At 63.5% G+C, this 17727-nt stretch carries 16 protein-coding genes; 12 read left to right on the top strand and 4 right to left on the bottom strand.

The window, feature by feature from the left end; translation table 11 throughout:
* Positions 1-26: 26 nt before the first annotated feature.
* The 3 genes from ACOQFP_RS19185 to ACOQFP_RS19175 are packed head-to-tail and all read right to left on the bottom strand — an operon-like array spanning position 27 to position 2414.
* Positions 27-1016 carry a bile acid:sodium symporter family protein gene (locus ACOQFP_RS19185; protein ID WP_206491550.1) on the bottom strand — a complete coding sequence of 330 codons (990 nt, stop codon included), beginning with the start codon at positions 1014-1016 and terminating at the stop codon, positions 27-29.
* A gap of 9 nt (positions 1017-1025) precedes the next feature.
* Complete coding sequence (locus ACOQFP_RS19180; protein WP_341244458.1) at positions 1026-2003, bottom strand: DUF1648 domain-containing protein; 978 nt, start codon at positions 2001-2003, stop codon at positions 1026-1028.
* Between the two features lie 6 nt (positions 2004-2009).
* Positions 2010-2414, bottom strand: a complete 405-nt coding sequence (locus ACOQFP_RS19175) for an SdpI family protein (RefSeq protein ID WP_421585218.1) — start codon at positions 2412-2414, stop codon at positions 2010-2012.
* Between the two features lie 68 nt (positions 2415-2482).
* Here ACOQFP_RS19175 and leuS point away from each other — a divergent pair, with 68 nt between their 5' ends.
* On the top strand, positions 2483-5305 hold the full coding sequence (gene leuS, locus ACOQFP_RS19170; RefSeq protein ID WP_206491547.1) for a leucine--tRNA ligase: 2823 nt from the start codon (positions 2483-2485) through the stop codon (positions 5303-5305).
* A 17-nt stretch (positions 5306-5322) separates the two neighbouring features.
* Here the strand turns inward: leuS and ACOQFP_RS19165 are convergent, their stop codons facing one another.
* Positions 5323-6780, bottom strand: a complete 1458-nt coding sequence (locus tag ACOQFP_RS19165) for a helix-turn-helix domain-containing protein (protein WP_341244658.1) — start codon at positions 6778-6780, stop codon at positions 5323-5325.
* Between the two features lie 51 nt (positions 6781-6831).
* Between ACOQFP_RS19165 and ACOQFP_RS19160 the strand changes: the two genes are divergently transcribed.
* The 11 genes from ACOQFP_RS19160 to ACOQFP_RS19110 all read left to right on the top strand — a co-directional run bounded on the left by ACOQFP_RS19160 (position 6832) and on the right by ACOQFP_RS19110 (position 17705).
* Positions 6832-7809, top strand: coding sequence for a 2-oxoglutarate and iron-dependent oxygenase domain-containing protein (locus tag ACOQFP_RS19160; RefSeq protein ID WP_341244657.1), 978 nt, complete (start codon positions 6832-6834; stop codon positions 7807-7809).
* 195 nt (positions 7810-8004) lie between these two features.
* Entirely contained in the window at positions 8005-8997 is a 993-nt protein-coding gene (locus tag ACOQFP_RS19155) for an isopenicillin N synthase family dioxygenase (RefSeq protein ID WP_206491544.1), read from the top strand.
* Positions 8994-9284 carry a 2Fe-2S iron-sulfur cluster-binding protein gene (locus ACOQFP_RS19150; protein ID WP_206491543.1) on the top strand — a complete coding sequence of 97 codons (291 nt, stop codon included), beginning with the start codon at positions 8994-8996 and terminating at the stop codon, positions 9282-9284. Before ACOQFP_RS19155 ends, ACOQFP_RS19150 begins: the two co-directional genes overlap by 4 nt.
* A gap of 20 nt (positions 9285-9304) precedes the next feature.
* Positions 9305-9709, top strand: a complete 405-nt coding sequence (locus ACOQFP_RS19145) for a VOC family protein (protein ID WP_206491542.1) — start codon at positions 9305-9307, stop codon at positions 9707-9709.
* A gap of 80 nt (positions 9710-9789) precedes the next feature.
* A complete protein-coding gene (locus ACOQFP_RS19140) occupies positions 9790-11100 on the top strand; it encodes a uracil-xanthine permease family protein (protein WP_206491541.1) in 1311 nt (436 codons plus the stop codon).
* Positions 11100-12521: a dihydropyrimidinase gene (hydA, locus tag ACOQFP_RS19135; RefSeq protein WP_206491540.1), complete on the top strand. Its 1422-nt coding sequence runs from the start codon at positions 11100-11102 to the stop codon at positions 12519-12521. The genes ACOQFP_RS19140 and hydA overlap by 1 nt, the downstream gene beginning before the upstream one ends.
* A 33-nt stretch (positions 12522-12554) precedes the next feature.
* On the top strand, positions 12555-13577 hold the full coding sequence (locus ACOQFP_RS19130) for a TIGR03842 family LLM class F420-dependent oxidoreductase (protein WP_341244655.1): 1023 nt from the start codon (positions 12555-12557) through the stop codon (positions 13575-13577).
* A 37-nt stretch (positions 13578-13614) separates the two neighbouring features.
* A complete protein-coding gene (locus ACOQFP_RS19125; RefSeq protein ID WP_421585217.1) occupies positions 13615-14922 on the top strand; it encodes a M20 family metallo-hydrolase in 1308 nt (435 codons plus the stop codon).
* Positions 14923-14985: 63 nt separating this feature from the next.
* Positions 14986-16344 carry an aminotransferase class III-fold pyridoxal phosphate-dependent enzyme gene (locus ACOQFP_RS19120; RefSeq protein WP_341244653.1) on the top strand — a complete coding sequence of 453 codons (1359 nt, stop codon included), beginning with the start codon at positions 14986-14988 and terminating at the stop codon, positions 16342-16344.
* Positions 16345-16390: 46 nt separating this feature from the next.
* Positions 16391-17116 carry a molybdopterin-dependent oxidoreductase gene (locus tag ACOQFP_RS19115; protein WP_341244652.1) on the top strand — a complete coding sequence of 242 codons (726 nt, stop codon included), beginning with the start codon at positions 16391-16393 and terminating at the stop codon, positions 17114-17116.
* Positions 17100-17705, top strand: a complete 606-nt coding sequence (locus ACOQFP_RS19110) for a cytochrome b/b6 domain-containing protein (protein ID WP_421585216.1) — start codon at positions 17100-17102, stop codon at positions 17703-17705. The genes ACOQFP_RS19115 and ACOQFP_RS19110 overlap by 17 nt, the downstream gene beginning before the upstream one ends.
* Positions 17706-17727 lie beyond the last annotated feature (22 nt).

Genomic DNA, 17727 nt, shown 5'->3' with positions numbered 1-17727 from the left:
CCCTGTTGCCTCGACTGCCATCCAATCTAGCTCGCGGCGCTCACCACTGCGTCGGGTCGCCGCGCGACATGCTGAGCAATCACCGTGCACACCATCAACTGGATCTGGTGGAACAGCAGCAGCGGCAGGACGATCAATCCGACCGGTTGACCGACGAAGAGCACTGCGGCCATCGGCAGCCCGCTGGCCAGGCTCTTCTTGGACCCGCAGAACAGCAGCACCAGCCGATCCTCGAGCGGAAAGCGTGCCAACAGGCCCACGTACCAGGTGATCGTCAGCACGAGGGCGAGTAGAACCACACAGACTGCGAGGACGACGCCGATGCGCCACACCGCCATCGAGGACCACACGTGCTGGTTCTGCGCCTCACTGAAGGCAGCGAAGACGACCAGCAGGATCGAGCCGCGGTCGACGAGCTTGGTGGGCGCACTGTGGCGGGTGAGCCATCCCGTCACCCAGGGGCGTATCAGCTGACCGAGGACGAAGGGCAGCAGCAGTTGGGCGATGATCCGGAGGATGGAACTCGGCTCGATGCCGGCCGAGCCGGTGGTGGTCATCAGTGCGATCACCAGCAGCGGGGTGACGAAGACTCCGAGGATATTGGAGAACGATGCGCTCACCACGGCACCGGCCACGTTGCCGCGGGCGATGGAGGTGAAGGCGATGGAGGACTGCACGGTCGAGGGAACCAGGCACAGGAACAACACCCCGGTGTAGAGGTCATCGCTGAGCAGGCCCGGTTTCAGTATGCGCAGTGCCAGCCCGAGCGCGGGGAACAGCAGATACGTCGACGCCAGGATCACCGCGTGCAGGCGCCAGTGCTTGAGACCTTCCCACGCGTCGCGCGGGGACAGTCGCGCGCCGTAGATGAGGAACAGCAGTCCGATGGCGATGCGGGTGACCCAGGTGAGAACGTCCTCGGCCGTGCCCGTTGCCGGGAAGAGACTGGCCAGCACGGCGACCGTGACGATGCCCAACAGAAACGGATCGAGCACGGTATCGCGCAACAACTTCACTCGGCTAATTTAATCCAGTGCTGTGCGCGTTCGTGCGGTCAGGGTGTTGAGTGTGCCTGCGATCGTGTCGGCTTCGGCGGTACCGATGGTGAGGCGGTCACCGTTGGCGAACGTGACGAATGCCGCGGGGCCGGTTTCGGTGGCCACGGCGTAGTTTCCGCGCCCCTTGACCCGCAGGCCCCATCCGCCGAAGTCCTTGGCCGGATGCACCGTCCGCACCGAGGCCCCGGTGATCTCGTCGATGTCGTAGTCGAATGCGGCCATGCCGAGGCTGGAGACGTAGAGCCCGTCACTGTCGATGTGCACGGTGAAGCGCAGCAGCGACAGCGTCAGAATCGTCAACGGAGCGAACAGGAAGATCGGCCACAGTGAGCCGGACAGGTAACACGTCAGAGCCGCGGCGGCCAGGGCTACCGCCACTACGGTGATACCCGCGAGACGGCTGGCACCGACGCGGACGACCAGAGGTAACTCGGCGCCGCAGCGAGGTAGATCGGAGTGTGGCGGGGACGTGGCGAGCACGTGTTCGCGGTGGTCTCGCAACCTGGAAGCGCCGAACAACCCGGCGGCGAAGCCGACGACGCTGCCCGCCGCGATCGCCCAACCGGGGATGGTGACACTCTGACCGGACGCCAGATCCAACTCCCGGACCAGGGTGGCGATCTGCAGGACGCCGATCACTCCGACGACGGTCAGCCCGATGATCAGCATCGTCCGGCGCATGATGAGCAGGACCCGGGCCAGCGATGCGACCGCACTGCAGCCGCCGCCGACCAGCACGATCACGATTGCGAGGGTCCAGGTGCTCGAGATCGGATTGGAGAAGTCGTCCGGATCGGTGCCACTGAAGTGCGTGGCGACCTGCTCGGGTAGTCGACTGTGCCACAGGTGGGCCAAGACGGGTCCGAGTGCGGCCACGGCGAGCGGGACCACTACGCCGAACAGCACCCCGACAGGATCGAAGGTGCGCACGGACTTCGGCTTCATGGCGGGTCAGCTCGGCTGGCAGGCGTCCTTGAGGCTGCACGAGATGCAGGACTGTCCACATCCGTCGGCCTCGGCGGGCGCAGGGACGGCCGCTGCGGCGCGGGCTCCGATCGACCCGCCTGCAGCGGCAATGAACAGTGCGGCCACCAGAGCCACGACGACCGCGACGACGGCGGATATGCCGCTCAGTGCGAGAGCGGCCACCGCGCCGAGCGCCAGGACCAGCGCCGACGCGGCGGTGGTGGGCGCGGCGACGCGGTTGGCGAGGGTGAAGGTCTCGTCGTCACGCATGGCCTCGGCCGTGCGAACACCGGCGAAGCGGTTGCGTGGGAGCCGCCCCAGCAGCGACGCGAGCGCGACAGCGCCGACGACGAGGGCGAGCACGAACAACACAACCGAGACGATGACCACGTGGTCAGGATACGGCGCAGCGAGGTCCTGGTATCAGGCGGGCCGCGTCACACTTTAGGCTGGTGGGTGTGACCGATTCCGTTGACGCATCCACCGACGCCGCACACGAGTACCGCTACACCGCTGAACTCGCCGGGCGCATCGAGGAGCAGTGGCAGGACCTGTGGGAAGCCCAGGGCACGTTCGACGCGCCCAACCCGGTCGGCACACTCGCCGGAGACGTCCCGAAGGACAAGCTGTTCGTCCAGGACATGTTCCCGTATCCGTCGGGCAGTGGGCTGCACGTCGGCCATCCCCTCGGATACATCGCCACCGACGTCTTCGCGCGGTACCACCGCATGCAGGGTCGCAACGTGTTGCATGCCCTCGGCTACGACGCGTTCGGTCTGCCTGCCGAGCAGTACGCCGTGCAGACGGGCACGCATCCGCGTAGCACCACCGAGGACAACATCGTCAACATGCGACGCCAACTGCGCCGCCTCGGCCTCGGTCACGACCGGCGGCGATCCCTGGCGACGACGGACGTCGACTTCTACCACTGGACGCAGTGGATCTTTCTGCAGATCTTCAATGCCTGGTTCGACGCCGATCTCGGTAAGGCGCGACCCGTCTCGGAACTGGAGGCCGAGTTCGCCTCGGGTGAGCGCACGCTCGAGGACGGCCGAAGCTGGGATTCGCTCACCGTCGGTGAACGCCGCGAGGTGATCGACGGTTTCCGTCTGGTGTACGAGTCCAACTCGATGGTCAACTGGTGCCCCGGTCTCGGAACGGTGCTGGCCAACGAGGAGGTCACCGCGGACGGACGCAGTGACCGCGGAAACTTCCCGGTGTTCCGAAAGAACCTGAGGCAGTGGATGATGCGCATCACCGCGTACTCCGATCGCCTGGTCGACGACCTCGAGTACCTGGATTGGCCGGAGAAGGTCAAGACCATGCAGCGCAACTGGATCGGGCGCTCACGTGGCGCGCAGGTCTCGTTCTCCGGCATCGAGGTGTTCACCACCCGGCCCGACACCTTGTTCGGCGCGAGCTATGTGGTGCTCGCCCCCGAGCACGAGATGGTCGACGGCTTGGTTGCTCCCGAGTGGCCTTCCGATGTGTCGAGCAAGTGGACCGGCGGAGCCGACACCCCCGCGGAAGCCGTCGCGGCGTACCGCGCGTCGATCGCCGCGAAGTCCGATCTGGAGCGTCAGGAGAACAAGGAGAAGACCGGCGTCTTCATCGGTGCGTACGCCGAGAACCCGGTCAACGGTGAGCAGGTGCCGGTGTTCATCGCCGACTACGTGCTCACCGGCTACGGCACCGGCGCCATCATGGCCGTTCCCGGGCACGACGCCCGCGACTGGGAATTCGCGACGGCCTTCGGTTTGCCCGTCCGCGAGGTCATCTCCGGCGGCGACGTCACCGAGGCCGCCTATGTCGGCGACGGTGCACTGGTCAACTCCGGCTTCCTCGACGGCCTGCCCGTCGAGGAGGCCAAAGCGGCCGTCATCGCGCGACTCGAAGCCGAGGGCACGGGCCGCGGCACCATCCAGTACAAGCTGCGCGACTGGCTGTTCGCTCGCCAGCGCTACTGGGGCGAGCCGTTCCCGATAGTCTGGGACGCCGAGGGCAACCCGCACGGTCTTCCGGATTCTGCTCTGCCGGTGGAACTTCCGGAGATCGAGAACTACGCTCCGGTCTCGTTCGACCCGGACGACGCTGCCTCCGAGCCGTCCCCACCACTGGCCAAGGCCGATGCTTGGGTCAACGTCGAGCTCGATCTGGGCGACGGCCTGCAGACGTACACCCGCGACACCAACGTCATGCCGCAGTGGGCCGGCAGCTCCTGGTACCAACTGCGCTACGTCGACCCGACCAACTCCGAGGCCTTCGCCGACCCGGAGAACGAGAAGTACTGGGTCGGGCCGCGTCCGGAGATCCACGGGCCCCACGATCCCGGCGGCGTCGATCTCTACGTCGGTGGCGTCGAGCATGCGGTGCTGCACCTGCTGTACTCGCGGTTCTGGCACAAGGTGCTCTTCGATCTGGGGCACGTCAGCTCGAGCGAGCCGTACCGACGGTTGTACAACCAGGGCTACATCCAGGCTTATGCCTACACGGACGCGCGTGGGGTCTACGTGCCCGCGGCCGAGGTCGTCGAGCGCGACGGCGGTTACTTCTATCAGGACCAGCCCGTCAACCGTGAATACGGCAAAATGGGTAAGTCGCTGAAGAATTCGGTCTCCCCCGACGAGATCTTCGCCGAATACGGTGCCGACACCCTGCGTGTCTACGAGATGTCGATGGGTCCGCTGGACACCTCGCGGCCGTGGGCCACGAAGGACGTCGTCGGTGCGCAGCGATTCCTGCAGCGCGTCTGGCGGCTGGTGCTCGACGAGACGACCGGTGAGGTTCGCGTCACCGATGCCAAGCCCACCGAGGACACGTTGCGTGTACTCAACCGGGTGATCGACGGAGTGCATGCGGATTACGCTGCACTGCGCGACAACACGGCCGGTGCCAAGCTGATCGAGCTGACCAACCACATCACCAAGTCCTACCCGGACGGCGCGCCGCGTGGAGTCGTCGAGCCGTTGATCCTGATGCTCGCTCCCCTGGCCCCGCACCTGTGCGAGGAACTGTGGGGCAAGCTCGGGCACGAGAAGTCGTTGGCGCACGGGCCTTTCCCGCGGGTGGAGAAGAAGTGGCTGGTCGCCGATACCGTCGACTATCCCATTCAGGTCAACGGAAAGGTGCGCAGCCGCATCACCGTTCCCGCCGACGCGACCAAGGACGATGTGGAGAAAGCCGCAGTGGCGGACGAGAAGATTGTGGCGCTGCTCGAGGGTAAGGCTCCGACGAAGGTCATCGTGATTCCGGGCAAGATGGTGAACGTCGTCCTGAAGTAGCCTGCGGGCTCGATGTGTCAGTCGCCTTCGACGTTGCTGTCGAGAGAGAACATCGACAATGCGGTGAAAATGGTGAGTCTGCGGTCGGGCTCGTTCATGAACTTGCCGGTGACCGTTTCGATTTTCGCTATTCGGCTGCGCAGGGTGTTGGGATGAACGAACAGTTCGCGGGCCGATTCTGCAATGTTGCAGTCCGTCGACCGTAGGACCTGGAGAATGCGTCGCTGGTCGAGGCCATCGGGGGTCTCGTCCGCAACCGAACCTAGTGTCTCGTTGACGAAGTTGCGCCGAGCATGCTCGGGCAGCTGGTACAGCAGACCGAGTACTCCCAGATCGCGATACCGCGTCACTCGGTTGATCGCGCCGACTCGGCGCCCCACGGCTACCGCGCGTGCGGCCTGCCGAAACGCCTCCGGATAGCTACGTGGATCGTCCACCGGATCGCTCACACCTACCGCGAGAGGTACCTGCACCCCTCGATACAGGGACCGCGCGAGGGTATCGAGATCCGTCGAGGACGTGATCACCACGACGAGAGCTCCTTCGTTGACGATCGTGATTGCGGCCGGATCGAATCTCGATGCAACCGGTGCCAGAGCGGTGCAGAGGTCGTGCAGCCCGCTGATATCGACCGATACGCCGAACGGTTCGAGTACCAGGAACACCACAGGGTGCCTGGGAAACAGGGACAGCCGCCGACTCCTCCGCAGGCTGGCCTCTCGCTGGGTCAGGTCCTCGCTCAGAATGTTCTTGAGGTTGCGGGCACTCTCCAGTGCGTGGTCGTCGACGTGTGAATCCCGCAGCTTCTTGTGCAGCCGGATGACGGCGAGCAGGCCCTCGACCATTGCCGCCTCGTCCGCTCGCAAGGGGTCAGCGCGGGTGATCTCCAGTGCGGGCAGTGTTCCGGTGATTCCGGACAGGGCAAACTCCTCGGCGTGCTCGGTCGCCGCTGAGGAGTGGGACTCGCTCAGTCGCACTGTCGCTCGCAGGGCCTGGCCCATCGCTTGCAGCATCTCGTCGAGGTCATCTGCTCTGTGCAGAACGTCGAGCACCGCGGATCGGGCAGGTGATTGTGCAGGTGGTGTCTGCGTTTTCGCCACCAGCCGTGCGAGGGTGCCGACCAGATCGGTGGCGACCGCGTGGTCGGTATTCCAGATCAGACAGACGCGCGCTTGCTCTGCGCGTGACACCGCTTGTCTCGGAGCGTTGACCTGACGGGACGGAGTGACGACTATCGCCGCCGGGTGCTTCCTGATCAGTGGTTCGAGCAACGACGGTAGGTCGGGCAGCGGTCCATTGGGGCGGGTCGGTTGCCAGGATGCGAGGACCAAGGCACCGTCGAGGGAGAGCATCTCCTCGGCTCGGTCGGCGTCGATCACCGACGTCACAACGGCGTCCCAGGTGGTCGGGGCCGTGGCGATCTGGAGTCCGGTCGCGAGCGCAAGATCTGCGACCGTGGAGCCCGGGCTGGTCACAACAATCCTCCTCCGCGCGCGGGAGACCCGTCTGTCAGGCACAGTAGTCGGGTGTTATCCATCCCGCCGGTCGATCTCTCCGAGATTTCTCTCGGCTCCCGTGCTCGGGCACGCCAGATCGAGCTTCTCGACACCGCTTGTGCGCGTAGAGGACACGCGTACCTTGTCGGCCACGGCATACCGACCGCGTTGCTGACGGAGTTGTACTCGGTGTCGAGACAGTTCTTTCTGCTGCCCGACAGCACCAAATCCGCCGTGGCTCAGCCGGCCCCGGAACAGGTGCGGGGGTGGTCAGGGCTGGGGTCGGAGGGGATGTCGTACTCGTTGGGGGAGGAATCTCACGGCGACTTGAAAGAGAAGATGGACATCGGTCCGGTCGACGCGCCTGTGCTGGGCGAAGCGGGTGCCGGGTCGATGGCCTACCCGAATCTGTGGCCGACGCTTCCCACCGGGTTCAGGCCCGTGTGGGAGCAGTACTACCGGCACATGCAGCGGATCGGGGACGCATTGATGTCGCTCACCGCGGAGCTGTTCGGTCTGTCTGCCGATCACTTCGTCGGTGACTTCGACACCGAACTGAGCATGCTGCGTGCGCTCTACTATCCAGCGCAGCCGGAGCCGCCGATGCCGCATCAGTCGCGGGCGGGTATCCATACCGACTACGGCGCGTTCACGGTGACCTCCGGTGAGTCGACCCCGGGTGGCCTGGAGATATTGGGGCGGCACGGCGAATGGCACGAAGTGATGACCACCCCGGCGACGCTCGTCGTGTTGGTCGGCGATCTACTTGCGGAGTGGACCGACGACCACTGGCCGGCGACCCTGAACCGGACTGTCAATCCCCACCGATCGCTGGCTCTCGACAGTTCGCGCCTCGAGTTCAGCTTCTACCAACATCCCAACGCTGACGTCGCGGTGTCTCCGTTGCTGGGCGGCGAGCAGCAGTCCAACGACGCGCTCATCGCCGGTCGGCATCTCACGGACAAATACTTGCGCCAGACGACATTCGGCCGCCGCCCCCGAAGGTGAGCTCGGGTGTCGACTCCCTCCGGCTGTTAACACCAGAGCACCGTCGAAGTCGGTTGCGTAATGCCGTGTTACGCAGATGTTTCTGTTCACGTGACATGACAGCGGTCGCGTGGATCTGCTGGACGACCGGGCCCTTGTCGACCGTCGACGGCGCACACAGACTTGGCACAGACGACGAACAAGGAGATGAACACGATGTCTGTGGTGCCCATCATCGATATTTCGGCTTTGCACGGCGATGACGACGAGGCCAAGTCCGCCGTCGCCGCCGAGCTCGACCGCGCTTGTCGCGAGATCGGGTTCTTCCAGATCGAGAATCACGGCGTGTCAACCGATGTCATCGACGCGATGTACCGAACGTCGAAGGCGTTCTTCGCTCAGCCCGAATCCGTCAAGCGCAGGGTCTTGCAGCCGAGTCCGGACACCGTCCGCGGTTACTCGTCGCTCGGCGAGCAGGCGTTCTCGTACAGCGAGGATGTTCATCAGCCGCGTGACCTGCACGAGAAGTTCGATGTCGGTCCGGTCGACTTCGACGCTGCCGATCCGTACTTCTCCGCAGAGGTGGCCGGGCCGCACTTTCTGCCGAACCAATGGCCGACGGATCCGGCAACGATGGAACAAGCCTGGACCACTTACTACCGTGCGATGAACGACTTGTCGCGAAAGATCATGAGCGCCTTCGCTCGTGGTCTGGGGCTGAACCCGAACTACTTCGACGACGCCATCGACAGAGACATCAGCATGCTGCGTGCTATCAACTATCCACATCTGACGGACGCGCCGCAGCCCGGGCAGATGCGCGCAGGCTCACACACCGACTACGGCAGCCTGACCATCGTTCGTCAGGAGGAGGCACCCGGCGGGCTCGAGGTGTTCACCAAGGACGGCGATTGGGTGCCGGTTCCGGTGGTGCAGGGTGCCCTGGTGGTCAACATCGGAGATCTGATGGCGCAGTGGACGAACGACCGATGGACTTCGACGCGGCACCGGGTGCGCACGCCCCGTTCCGATGTGAAGGGCGATACCCAGCGCATGTCGCTCGTGTTCTTCCATCAGCCCAATTACGACGCCATGATCGAATGCTTGCCCACTTGCGTCGACGAGGGCAGCGAGCCGAAGTACGCACCGATCAGCTCCGGTGATCATTTGACATCGAAGTTCGCCAAAACCATTGCGCTCACGACATGACGGTGCCTGAGAACAACGCAGCGTCCTTCGAGATCGAGTTGCGTCGAACGGGTTCGGTGGTGACCGTGCCGGCCGACCGTTCGGCTCTGGAGGTGGTGATGGAGCGGGTTCCCGACGCCGAGTTCGACTGTGCGAAGGGCGAATGCGGTGCCTGTGTGGTGACGGTTCTCGCCGGCGTACCCGATCATCGGGACACGGTGTTGTCCGACCGTGCCAAAGCAGCGGGGAAGCGAATCATTCTCTGTGTCAGTCGTTCTCTCACTCGTCGTCTCGTCATTGATCTCTAGGATCGAGGATCGGTGTACTCATGTCAGTAGGTCTGTCCTTCGCCAGCGTGTTCGCCGGCGACATCGAATCGCTCAGCCATTTCTATCGTCGGGTCTTCGGGTTCGATGAGGTGACCGAATTACGTTCCGAGCACTTTCGCGGAATGCGGGTCGGTGACACCATCCTCGGATTCAGCGCCCACACGGCGTACGGCATGCTCAATCTCGAGGCTCCCGAGCATCTCGGTCCCGGCGTCCGTTCTTTCCTGACATTCGAAGCCGACAGTGACGCCCAGGTCGATTCGCTGACCGCGATCGCCGTCGCTGCGGGCGGCACCTGTCTGACGCCACCGGCACGCACTTATTACGGGGCCTGGCAGTCGGTCCTTCTCGACCCCGAGGGCAACGCCTTCCGCATCAATCACCTGCTTCTGCAAGCTCACTGATCTTTCCTGATCTCGCAGTCGCGTCGACCCCACAACCGCAGCGTTGCTCCACTACTCGCGGGAACCGAAAGGAAAAACACGTGTCGATTTTCGATTGGCAGTTGAAGACTGGTTACGCCGTGGTGGCACCGTACGAAAGGCTGAGTTGGCCGCGAACGGTGGGGATCGGCCTGCAACATGTCGTCGCCATGTTCGGAGCCACATTTCTCGTCCCGGTACTGACCGGATTCCCACCGGCGACGACCTTGCTGTTCTCGGGTATCGGGACCATATTGTTCCTCCTGATCACCCGAAACCGACTTCCGAGTTACTTGGGATCGAGTTTCGCCGTCATCGCCCCGACGATTGCCGCCTCGACCTCGTACGGAATGGGCGGCGCTCTTGGCGGCATCGTCACAGTCGGACTGCTGCTGCTGATCATCGGAGTAGTAGTCAATTTCACCGGGGTCGGGTGGATCGAATCGCTCATGCCGCCGGTGGTCACCGGTGCGATAGTCGCGCTGGTCGGCTTCAATCTGGCACCGACCGCCAAGGTCAACTTCGAGCAAGGTGCGGTGACCGCATTCATCGTTCTCGTGCTGCTGCTGATGTCGTTGGTGTTGTTCCGTGGTCTGATCGGCCGGCTCGCTATTTTCCTGAGCGTGGTCATCGGCTACTTCGTCGCGTTGGCTCGCGGCGAGGTCGACACCAGCTCGATCGGCGCGGCCAGCTGGATCGGAATGCCCGAGTTCACTACTCCGACGTTCCATCTATCGGTACTGCCGATGTTCATTCCCGTTGTGTTGGTACTCGTCGTAGAGAACATCGGGCACGTGAAGTCGATCAGCACCATGACGGGCATCAACAACGATCGCCGCATCGGAAAAGCTTTGGCCGCTGATGGTCTCGCGACCGTACTGGCCGGCAGCGGGGGTGGGTCGGCGACCACCACATATGCCGAGAACATCGGTGTCATGGCCGCGACAAAGGTGTATTCCACTGCCGCATACTGGGTTGCCGGTGGGGCCGCGATCTTGCTCGGACTATCGCCCAAGGTGGGTGCGGTCATCGCATCGATCCCGCCGGGAGTTCTGGGCGGTGTGACCATTGCGCTGTACGGATTGGTCGGAATTCTCGGCGTTCACATCTGGGTCACCAACAAGGTCGACTTCTCCAAGCCGATCAATCAGTTCACCGCTGCGGTTGCGCTCGTCATCGGCATCGCCGACTTCTCCTGGAACGTAGGGAGTTTGAGCTTCGGGGGCATCGCCCTGGGTGCTGTATCTGCAGTCGTGATCTATCACGTGATGCGGCTCGTGGGCACGTGGCGAGGCACAGTCGTGGTAGACGAGCGCCTGCCTGCAGACCTCACCGGTCCAGTGCACGAGCCGACCGGGAAGCTGGCGACCTGATGACGACCACGCTGATCAGTGGGGGCACCGTCGTGTCCCCGACCGGGCGACAACTCATCGATGTCCTGATCGACGGCGAGAAGATCGTGGCACTGCTGTCGCCGGGGGCGGCGACCTTCGGGGTCGATCTCGCGGCCGGCGTCGACCGTGTGGTCGACGCCACCGGAAAGTACGTGGTTCCCGGTGGTGTCGATGCGCACACACATATGGAGATGCCTTTCGGCGGAACTACGGCCTCCGACTCTTTCGAGACCGGCACGCGCGCAGCTGCACTCGGGGGTACGACGACGATCGTCGACTTCGCCGTTCAAACTCCCGGTCAGCGACTTCAGGACACGATGGCCGCGTGGCACGAGAAGGCCTCGGGCAACTGTGCGGTCGACTACGGGTTCCATCAGATCATCGGTGACGTCGACGACGATGCCCTCTCTGCGATGGGTGAACTGATATCGGAGGGGGTCTCGTCCTTCAAGCTGTTCATGGCCTATCCGGGCGTCTACTACTCGACCGACGGACAGATCTTGCGCGCGATGCAGGAGGCGTCTCGAACCGGCGCGTTGATGATGATGCACGCCGAGAACGGGATCGCCATCGACGAACTCGTCAAGCAGCACATCGCACGTGGTGAGACCTCGCCCTACTTTCACGGCGCTTCACGACCGTGGCAGCTCGAGGAAGAAGCGACCCACCGAGCGATCATGCTGGCGGAGGTCACCGGGGCCCCGCTGTATGTCGTCCACGTTTCGGCGAAGCAGGCGCTCGAGCAGATAGCGTGGGCACGCGGGCGCGGCCAGAACGTGTTCGGCGAGACCTGCCCGCAGTACCTGTATCTCTCGCTCGAGGAACAGCTGGGAGCCCCGGGCTTCGAGGGTGCCAAGTGGGTGTGTTCGACACCGCTGCGTTCGCGGGCCGAAGGGCACCAGGACGAGCTGTGGAAGTTCATTCGGACCGGTGATGTCGCAGGAGTTGCCACCGACCACTGCCCGTTCTGCATGAAAGGTCAAAAGGAACTCGGCCTCGATGATTTCTCGAAGATTCCCAATGGAATAGGCGGCGTCGAGCACCGTATGGACTTGATGTATCAGGGCGTCGCGGATGGACGAATCACCCTCGAGAGGTGGGTGGAGGTCTGTTCGACGACACCGGCACGCATGTTCGGAATGTACCCACGCAAGGGCATCATCGCTCCGGGTGCCGACGCTGACGTCGTCATCTACGATCCGCGCGGACACACGAGTATCGGTGTGGGCAGAACCCACAACATGAACATGGACTATTCGGCCTGGGAAGGCTACGAGATCGACGGTGCCGTCGACACGGTGCTGAGCAGAGGAGCCGTCATCGCCTCGCGCGGTGAGTATCTCGGCGTCAAGAGACACGGCCGGTTCGTCAAACGCGGTCTCTCGCAGAACTTGATCTGACCGCTACTTCGAAGAGATTGGTGTGCTACCCACATGGAATTCGGCCTGGTGCTGCAATGCAACCCACCCGCGTCGCGCGTTGTCGATCTGGCAGTCGCCGCGGAGAACCGCGGGTTCTCTCACGTCTGGACCTTCGACTCGCACGTGCTCTGGCAGGAGCCCTACGTGATCTACTCGCAGATCCTCGCTGCGACGAGGAATGTGGTGGTCGGTCCGATGGTGACCAATCCCTTGACGCGCGATGCGACCGTCACTGCGTCGACGTTTGCAACGCTCAACGCCATGTTCGGAAACCGGACGGTGTGTGGAATAGGGCGCGGAGACTCTGCCGTTCGCGTCGTGTCGGGGAAACCGTCGACGCTGGCCATTCTGAAAGACAGCGTCGAGGTCATTCGCGAACTCGGAAGCGGACGGAGCGCCACGGTCAACGGCACCTCGGTGCGTTTTCCGTGGGCGTCGAAGTCGACGCTGGATGTGTACGTGGCCGGGTACGGTCCGAAAGCGTTGGAGCTGACCGGCAAGTACGCCGATGGATTCATCCTGCAGTTGGCGGACCCGGCAATAGCGAAGTGGACCATCGATCGGGTTCGCAGCGCAGCCTCCGACGCCGGGCGGGATCCGGCATCGGTCAAAATCGTGGTGGCGGCACCGGCGTACGTCGGCGACGATATCGCGCATCAGCGCGAACAGTGTCGATGGTTCGGCGGCATGGTCGGCAATCACGTGGCCGACCTCGTGGGTCGATACGGAACCGACGGCTCCGGGGTCCCCCAGGCTTTGACCGACTACATCGCCGGACGGCAGGGTTACGACTACAACGAACACGGCAGGGCGGGCAACTCTCATACCGAGTTCGTTCCCGACGAGATCATCGACCGGTTCTGCATTCTGGGTCCGCCGAGCCACCACGTCGAACGGCTCGAAGAACTGCGGTCTCTCGGAGTCGACCAGTTCGGCGTTTACCTACAGCACGACGGTAAAGATGCCACGCTCGAGGCATATGGCGAAACCGTCATTCCCGCGATGCAGCCGTTGGTTGCTGCGCGAGTCGACTGAAAGTCCCGCTTCCGTTCCTCCGACCCGAGGTCTTCACATGACAACCAATACCGACCGAATCCGCGTACCGGCCGATGCCGCAGCCGATCACGATCTGATCAGTGACTTCGTCACCATGTCCACGTTCGGTGCCACGCCGGCCGGAGGAGTCGAACGCCAAGCCGCCACCCTGGCCGATGGGGAGAATCGTCGATGGCTCGCCGGCTGGCTCGTCGAGCGCGGCTTCACCGTCGCGTACGACAGAATCGGCAACATGTTCGGGCTCTACGAGCTCGTGCCGGGAGCGCCTTATGTGTTGGCCGGGTCCCACCTCGACTCGCAGCCTCGGGGTGGCCGGTACGACGGTGCCTACGGTGTTCTCGCTGCCGCACACGCGATGGACCGGTTGCGCGATCACTACCTGCGTCACCCGTCGACCGCTCGGTACAACCTGGCGGTGGTCAATTGGTTCAACGAGGAAGGTTCGCGGTTCAAGCCGTCGATGCAGGGGTCGGGGGTGTTCACAGGAAAGATCGAACTCGACAGCGCCCGCGCAACAACGGATTCCGAGGGCATCACTGTCGAACAGGCACTGCTGGAGCTGGACATGCTGGGGACATCGGATGTGTTCACCGTCGGTGATCATCATCTTTCGGGTGGACTGGGGGTGGCATCGTACGCCGAGATCCACATCGAGCAGGGTCGTGAACTCGACAAGGCCGGTGTGGTCATGGGTGTCGTCGATTCCACCTGGGGTGCAAACAAGTACGAGATCTCGGTGGTGGGCTCGCAAGCGCATACCGGTGCCACCGCTATCGCCGATCGTCAGGACGCGCTGTACGGTGCTTCGCTCGCGGTGGTGGCCCTGCGTGATCTCGCCGATGAATACGGGGACGAACTGCATACCTCGTGCGGTCAATTGACGGTGTATCCGAACTCGCCGGTGGTGGTTGCTCGTGAGGTCCGCATGCATCTCGACCTGCGCTCCCCCTCGGACGATCTGCTCGACGAGGCCGACGCGGCTCTGAGCAAGGCCTTCGCCGATATCGAACTCAAGGCCGATGTCGAGATTCAACGGAAGTTCGCGCATCGGTGGAAGGGGCACACCTATACCCCTGAGGGCGTCGAACTCGCAGGGCGGGTGATCGATGATCTCGGACTGAGCAGGCAGAACGTGCGCACTCGCGCGGGACACGATTCGACGAACATGAAGGATGTGGTCCCGACGGTGATGCTGTTCGTACCGAGCGTCGATGGCGTCTCTCATGCCGAGAACGAGTACACCCATGACAAAGACCTGATCAGTGGTGTCGACGTTCTCACCGAGACACTCGCCCGCATGGTGGAAGGCGAAATCGATCCGTGACCTCTCGACAGGCGCGTTGCTGACCGTTCGACTACCGAAGTATCGAAGATGGAGTACCAGAACATGATTCACGATCAACTGCAACGGTCTGCACGCGAGAGCCTGATCCTCCATTTCTCCAAGCAAGAGGTCGACGATCTCCTCGTGCTCGAGCGTGGTGAAGGACCCTACGTGTTCGACACTCAGGGTCGTCGGTACATCGACGCTCTGTCGAGTTTGTTCTGCGCGCAGCTCGGCTATTCCTACGGAGCCGAGATGGCCGACGCTGCCTCGGGTCAGTTGCGAACGTTGGCATTCAACACCAACTGGGGAACCGCGCATCCACCTGCCATCGAACTGGCCGAGCGCATCAGTGCACTCGCTCCGGCGGACGACTACCGAGTGTTCTTCACCGGCGGTGGATCCGAGTCGGTGGAATCGGCGTGGAAGCTCGCACGGGAGCACTTCATCGCGATCGGACAACCGGAGCGCACCAAGGCAATTGCCCGCAAGGTTGCTTATCACGGAGTGACGTTGGGGGCGTTGTCGTTCACCGGAGTGCCGGGATACAAGGACGGGTTCGGTACCCCTCCCATCGAGGTGAGTCACGTAGCGAACACCAATGCCTTCCGAGCATCCGATGCCGACCCGGCCGCAGCGACCCGCCGACTGCTCACCGAGATGGAAGCGGCAATCGTGGCCGCGGGCGCAGACGAGGTGGCGCTGATCATCGCCGAGCCGGTGCAGAACGCGGGTGGATGCCTCACCCCACCGGCCGGTTACTGGGCCGGACTACGGGCGCTCGCCGACAAATATGGTGCTCTGCTCATGGCGGACGAGGTGATCACCGGGTTCGGTCGAATCGGTGAGTGGTTCGCCATCTCACGCGAACAGGTGGCACCTGACCTCATCAGCGTCGCCAAGGGTTTGACGTCTGCCTACGCGCCGATGGGCGCAGTCCTCGCTCGCTCGCGGGTAGTCGAGCCGTTGGTGGAGGGTCGACGTGTCTACCGGCACGGAATCACGTTCGGAGGCCATCCGGTCAGCGCTGCCATCGCGTTGAAGAGCATCGAGATCATCGAACGGGATCGAGTGCTCGAGAACGTCCGTTCGCACGAAGCACCGCTTCGAGAGCGATTGGTGCGCTTGCTCGATCTACCTATCGTCGGAGACGTCAGGGGTGCCGGATTCTTCTGGGCCATGGAGCTCGTCAAGGACGAGGACAACACGCGATTCGGTCAGGCCGAGCGGGATGACCTACTGCGCGGCTTCCTGCCCGGCAGGCTGCGTGAAGCGGGACTCATTGCCCGTTGCGACGATCGCGGCGATGCCGTGTTGCAGATTGCACCGCCCTTGATCAGTGATGCTGGGCTGCTCGACGAGATCGTTGCAGGTCTCGAAGATGTGCTGCGGGACGCGGCGAAGCACATGGGAGTCGGCTGACCGCTGTTCAGGTGACGGATCGGCGTCGAGCGTGGACAGTGGAGGGATGCCGATCGACGAACGAGAGATCCCAGGCAGACCCGTGGGTCGCCGCGTCGTGCTCGGCCTGGTGGTTGCCGGTGCGGCAGGGATCGTCGGTGGGGGCGCGATCCAGAAGGGCCTCGCGTCGATACTCGGACCGATCGGAAACCATGATCCGACCGGGTTGATCGGGCTGATTCCCGTAGGGAACAACTTTCGGTTCTACTCGGTGACGCAGGGTGCGCCGCGGAAAGACGAGAACTCCTATGGGTTGGCGGTCAGTGGGTCCGTCGATGCGGCTCGGACCTTCAGCCTGCAGGATCTGCGCGCGATGCCGCAGACGTCTCTGGTGCGTGACTTCCAGTGCGTCACCGGGTGGCGTGTTCCCGAAGTGCCCTGGAGCGGAGTGCGTTTGGCGGATGTTCTCGATGCCGTCGAACCCACGGCGTCGGCCACGGCGGTTCGCTTCACCTCGTTCGACGGCACGTACACCGAGAGTCTGACGCTCGACCAGGCCCGCAGCGATGACGTGATCATCGCGCTGACCATGCTCGACGCCCCGGTGACACATGATCACGGTGGGCCGGTTCGGCTGTTCGTGGCCTCGATGTACGGCTACAAGAGCATCAAGTGGCTCGGCGGCATCGAGCTCACCGACAATGTGGTGCCGGGCTATTGGGAGAATCGTGGCTACGACATCGATGCGTACGTCGGCGAATCGAACGGACGCAACGATGACCCGACCAGCTGAGGACGCCCATCGCTTCGGCCGCGTCGAACGGTACGTGCACTGGGCCGTGGGGCTGTTGGTGATCGTCTGCATGGTCACCGCCGCAATCCTCTACATCGGCTCGCTTGCGGTACTCATCGGCAATCGTCCGGTCGTCGAGTTCGTGCACGTGTGGTCCGGATTTCTGCTGCCGATTCCGCTCGTCCTCGGCGCGGTGTCGAAGGGGTATCGACTGGATCTGGAGCGCCTCAACCGATTTGTCGCCGACGACTGGAAGTGGTTGCGTTCCAAGGCTCGACGCATCGGAGCGATCGGCGTCGGTAAGTTCAACGCCGGACAGAAGCTCAACGCCGCGCTCAGCGGTGGCTCGATTCTGGTGTTACTGCTCACCGGCGCGGTGATGTATTTCCAGAACTGGAGTCCGCTGAACTGGCGTATCGGCGCGACGTTCGTCCACGACTGGTTCGCACTGGGATTCGGTCTGCTGGTCATCGGGCACATCACCTACGCGTGGAAGGACACCGAGGCGATGCGCGGAATGACGGAGGGCGTCGTCACGCGAGAATGGGCCCGGCGCGAGCATCCGGAATGGTTGGACGAGCGTCCCTGATTCGCGCCGTTCCTGATTCGCG

The organism is Rhodococcus sp. MALMAid1271 (genome assembly GCF_049195265.1).
GTDB lineage: Bacteria > Actinomycetota > Actinomycetes > Mycobacteriales > Mycobacteriaceae > Rhodococcoides.
The sequence above is the reverse complement of the archived record's forward strand: the minus strand, read 5'-3'. Positions and strand labels throughout refer to the sequence as shown.

Bases quoted from the DNA above. Each gene is read 5' to 3' on its own strand.
- ACOQFP_RS19180 (WP_341244458.1), bottom strand. From the start codon at position 2,003: ATGAAGCCGAAGTCCGTGCGCACCTTCGATCCTGTCGGGGTGCTGTTC.
- ACOQFP_RS19155 (WP_206491544.1), top strand. From the start codon at position 8,005: ATGTCTGTGGTGCCCATCATCGATATTTCGGCTTTGCACGGCGATGAC.
- ACOQFP_RS19150 (WP_206491543.1), top strand. From the start codon at position 8,994: ATGACGGTGCCTGAGAACAACGCAGCGTCCTTCGAGATCGAGTTGCGT.
- ACOQFP_RS19145 (WP_206491542.1), top strand. From the start codon at position 9,305: ATGTCAGTAGGTCTGTCCTTCGCCAGCGTGTTCGCCGGCGACATCGAA.
- hydA (WP_206491540.1), top strand. From the start codon at position 11,100: ATGACGACCACGCTGATCAGTGGGGGCACCGTCGTGTCCCCGACCGGG.
- ACOQFP_RS19130 (WP_341244655.1), top strand. From the start codon at position 12,555: ATGGAATTCGGCCTGGTGCTGCAATGCAACCCACCCGCGTCGCGCGTT.
- ACOQFP_RS19125 (WP_421585217.1), top strand. From the start codon at position 13,615: ATGACAACCAATACCGACCGAATCCGCGTACCGGCCGATGCCGCAGCC.
- ACOQFP_RS19120 (WP_341244653.1), top strand. From the start codon at position 14,986: ATGATTCACGATCAACTGCAACGGTCTGCACGCGAGAGCCTGATCCTC.
- ACOQFP_RS19115 (WP_341244652.1), top strand. From the start codon at position 16,391: ATGCCGATCGACGAACGAGAGATCCCAGGCAGACCCGTGGGTCGCCGC.
- ACOQFP_RS19110 (WP_421585216.1), top strand. From the start codon at position 17,100: ATGACCCGACCAGCTGAGGACGCCCATCGCTTCGGCCGCGTCGAACGG.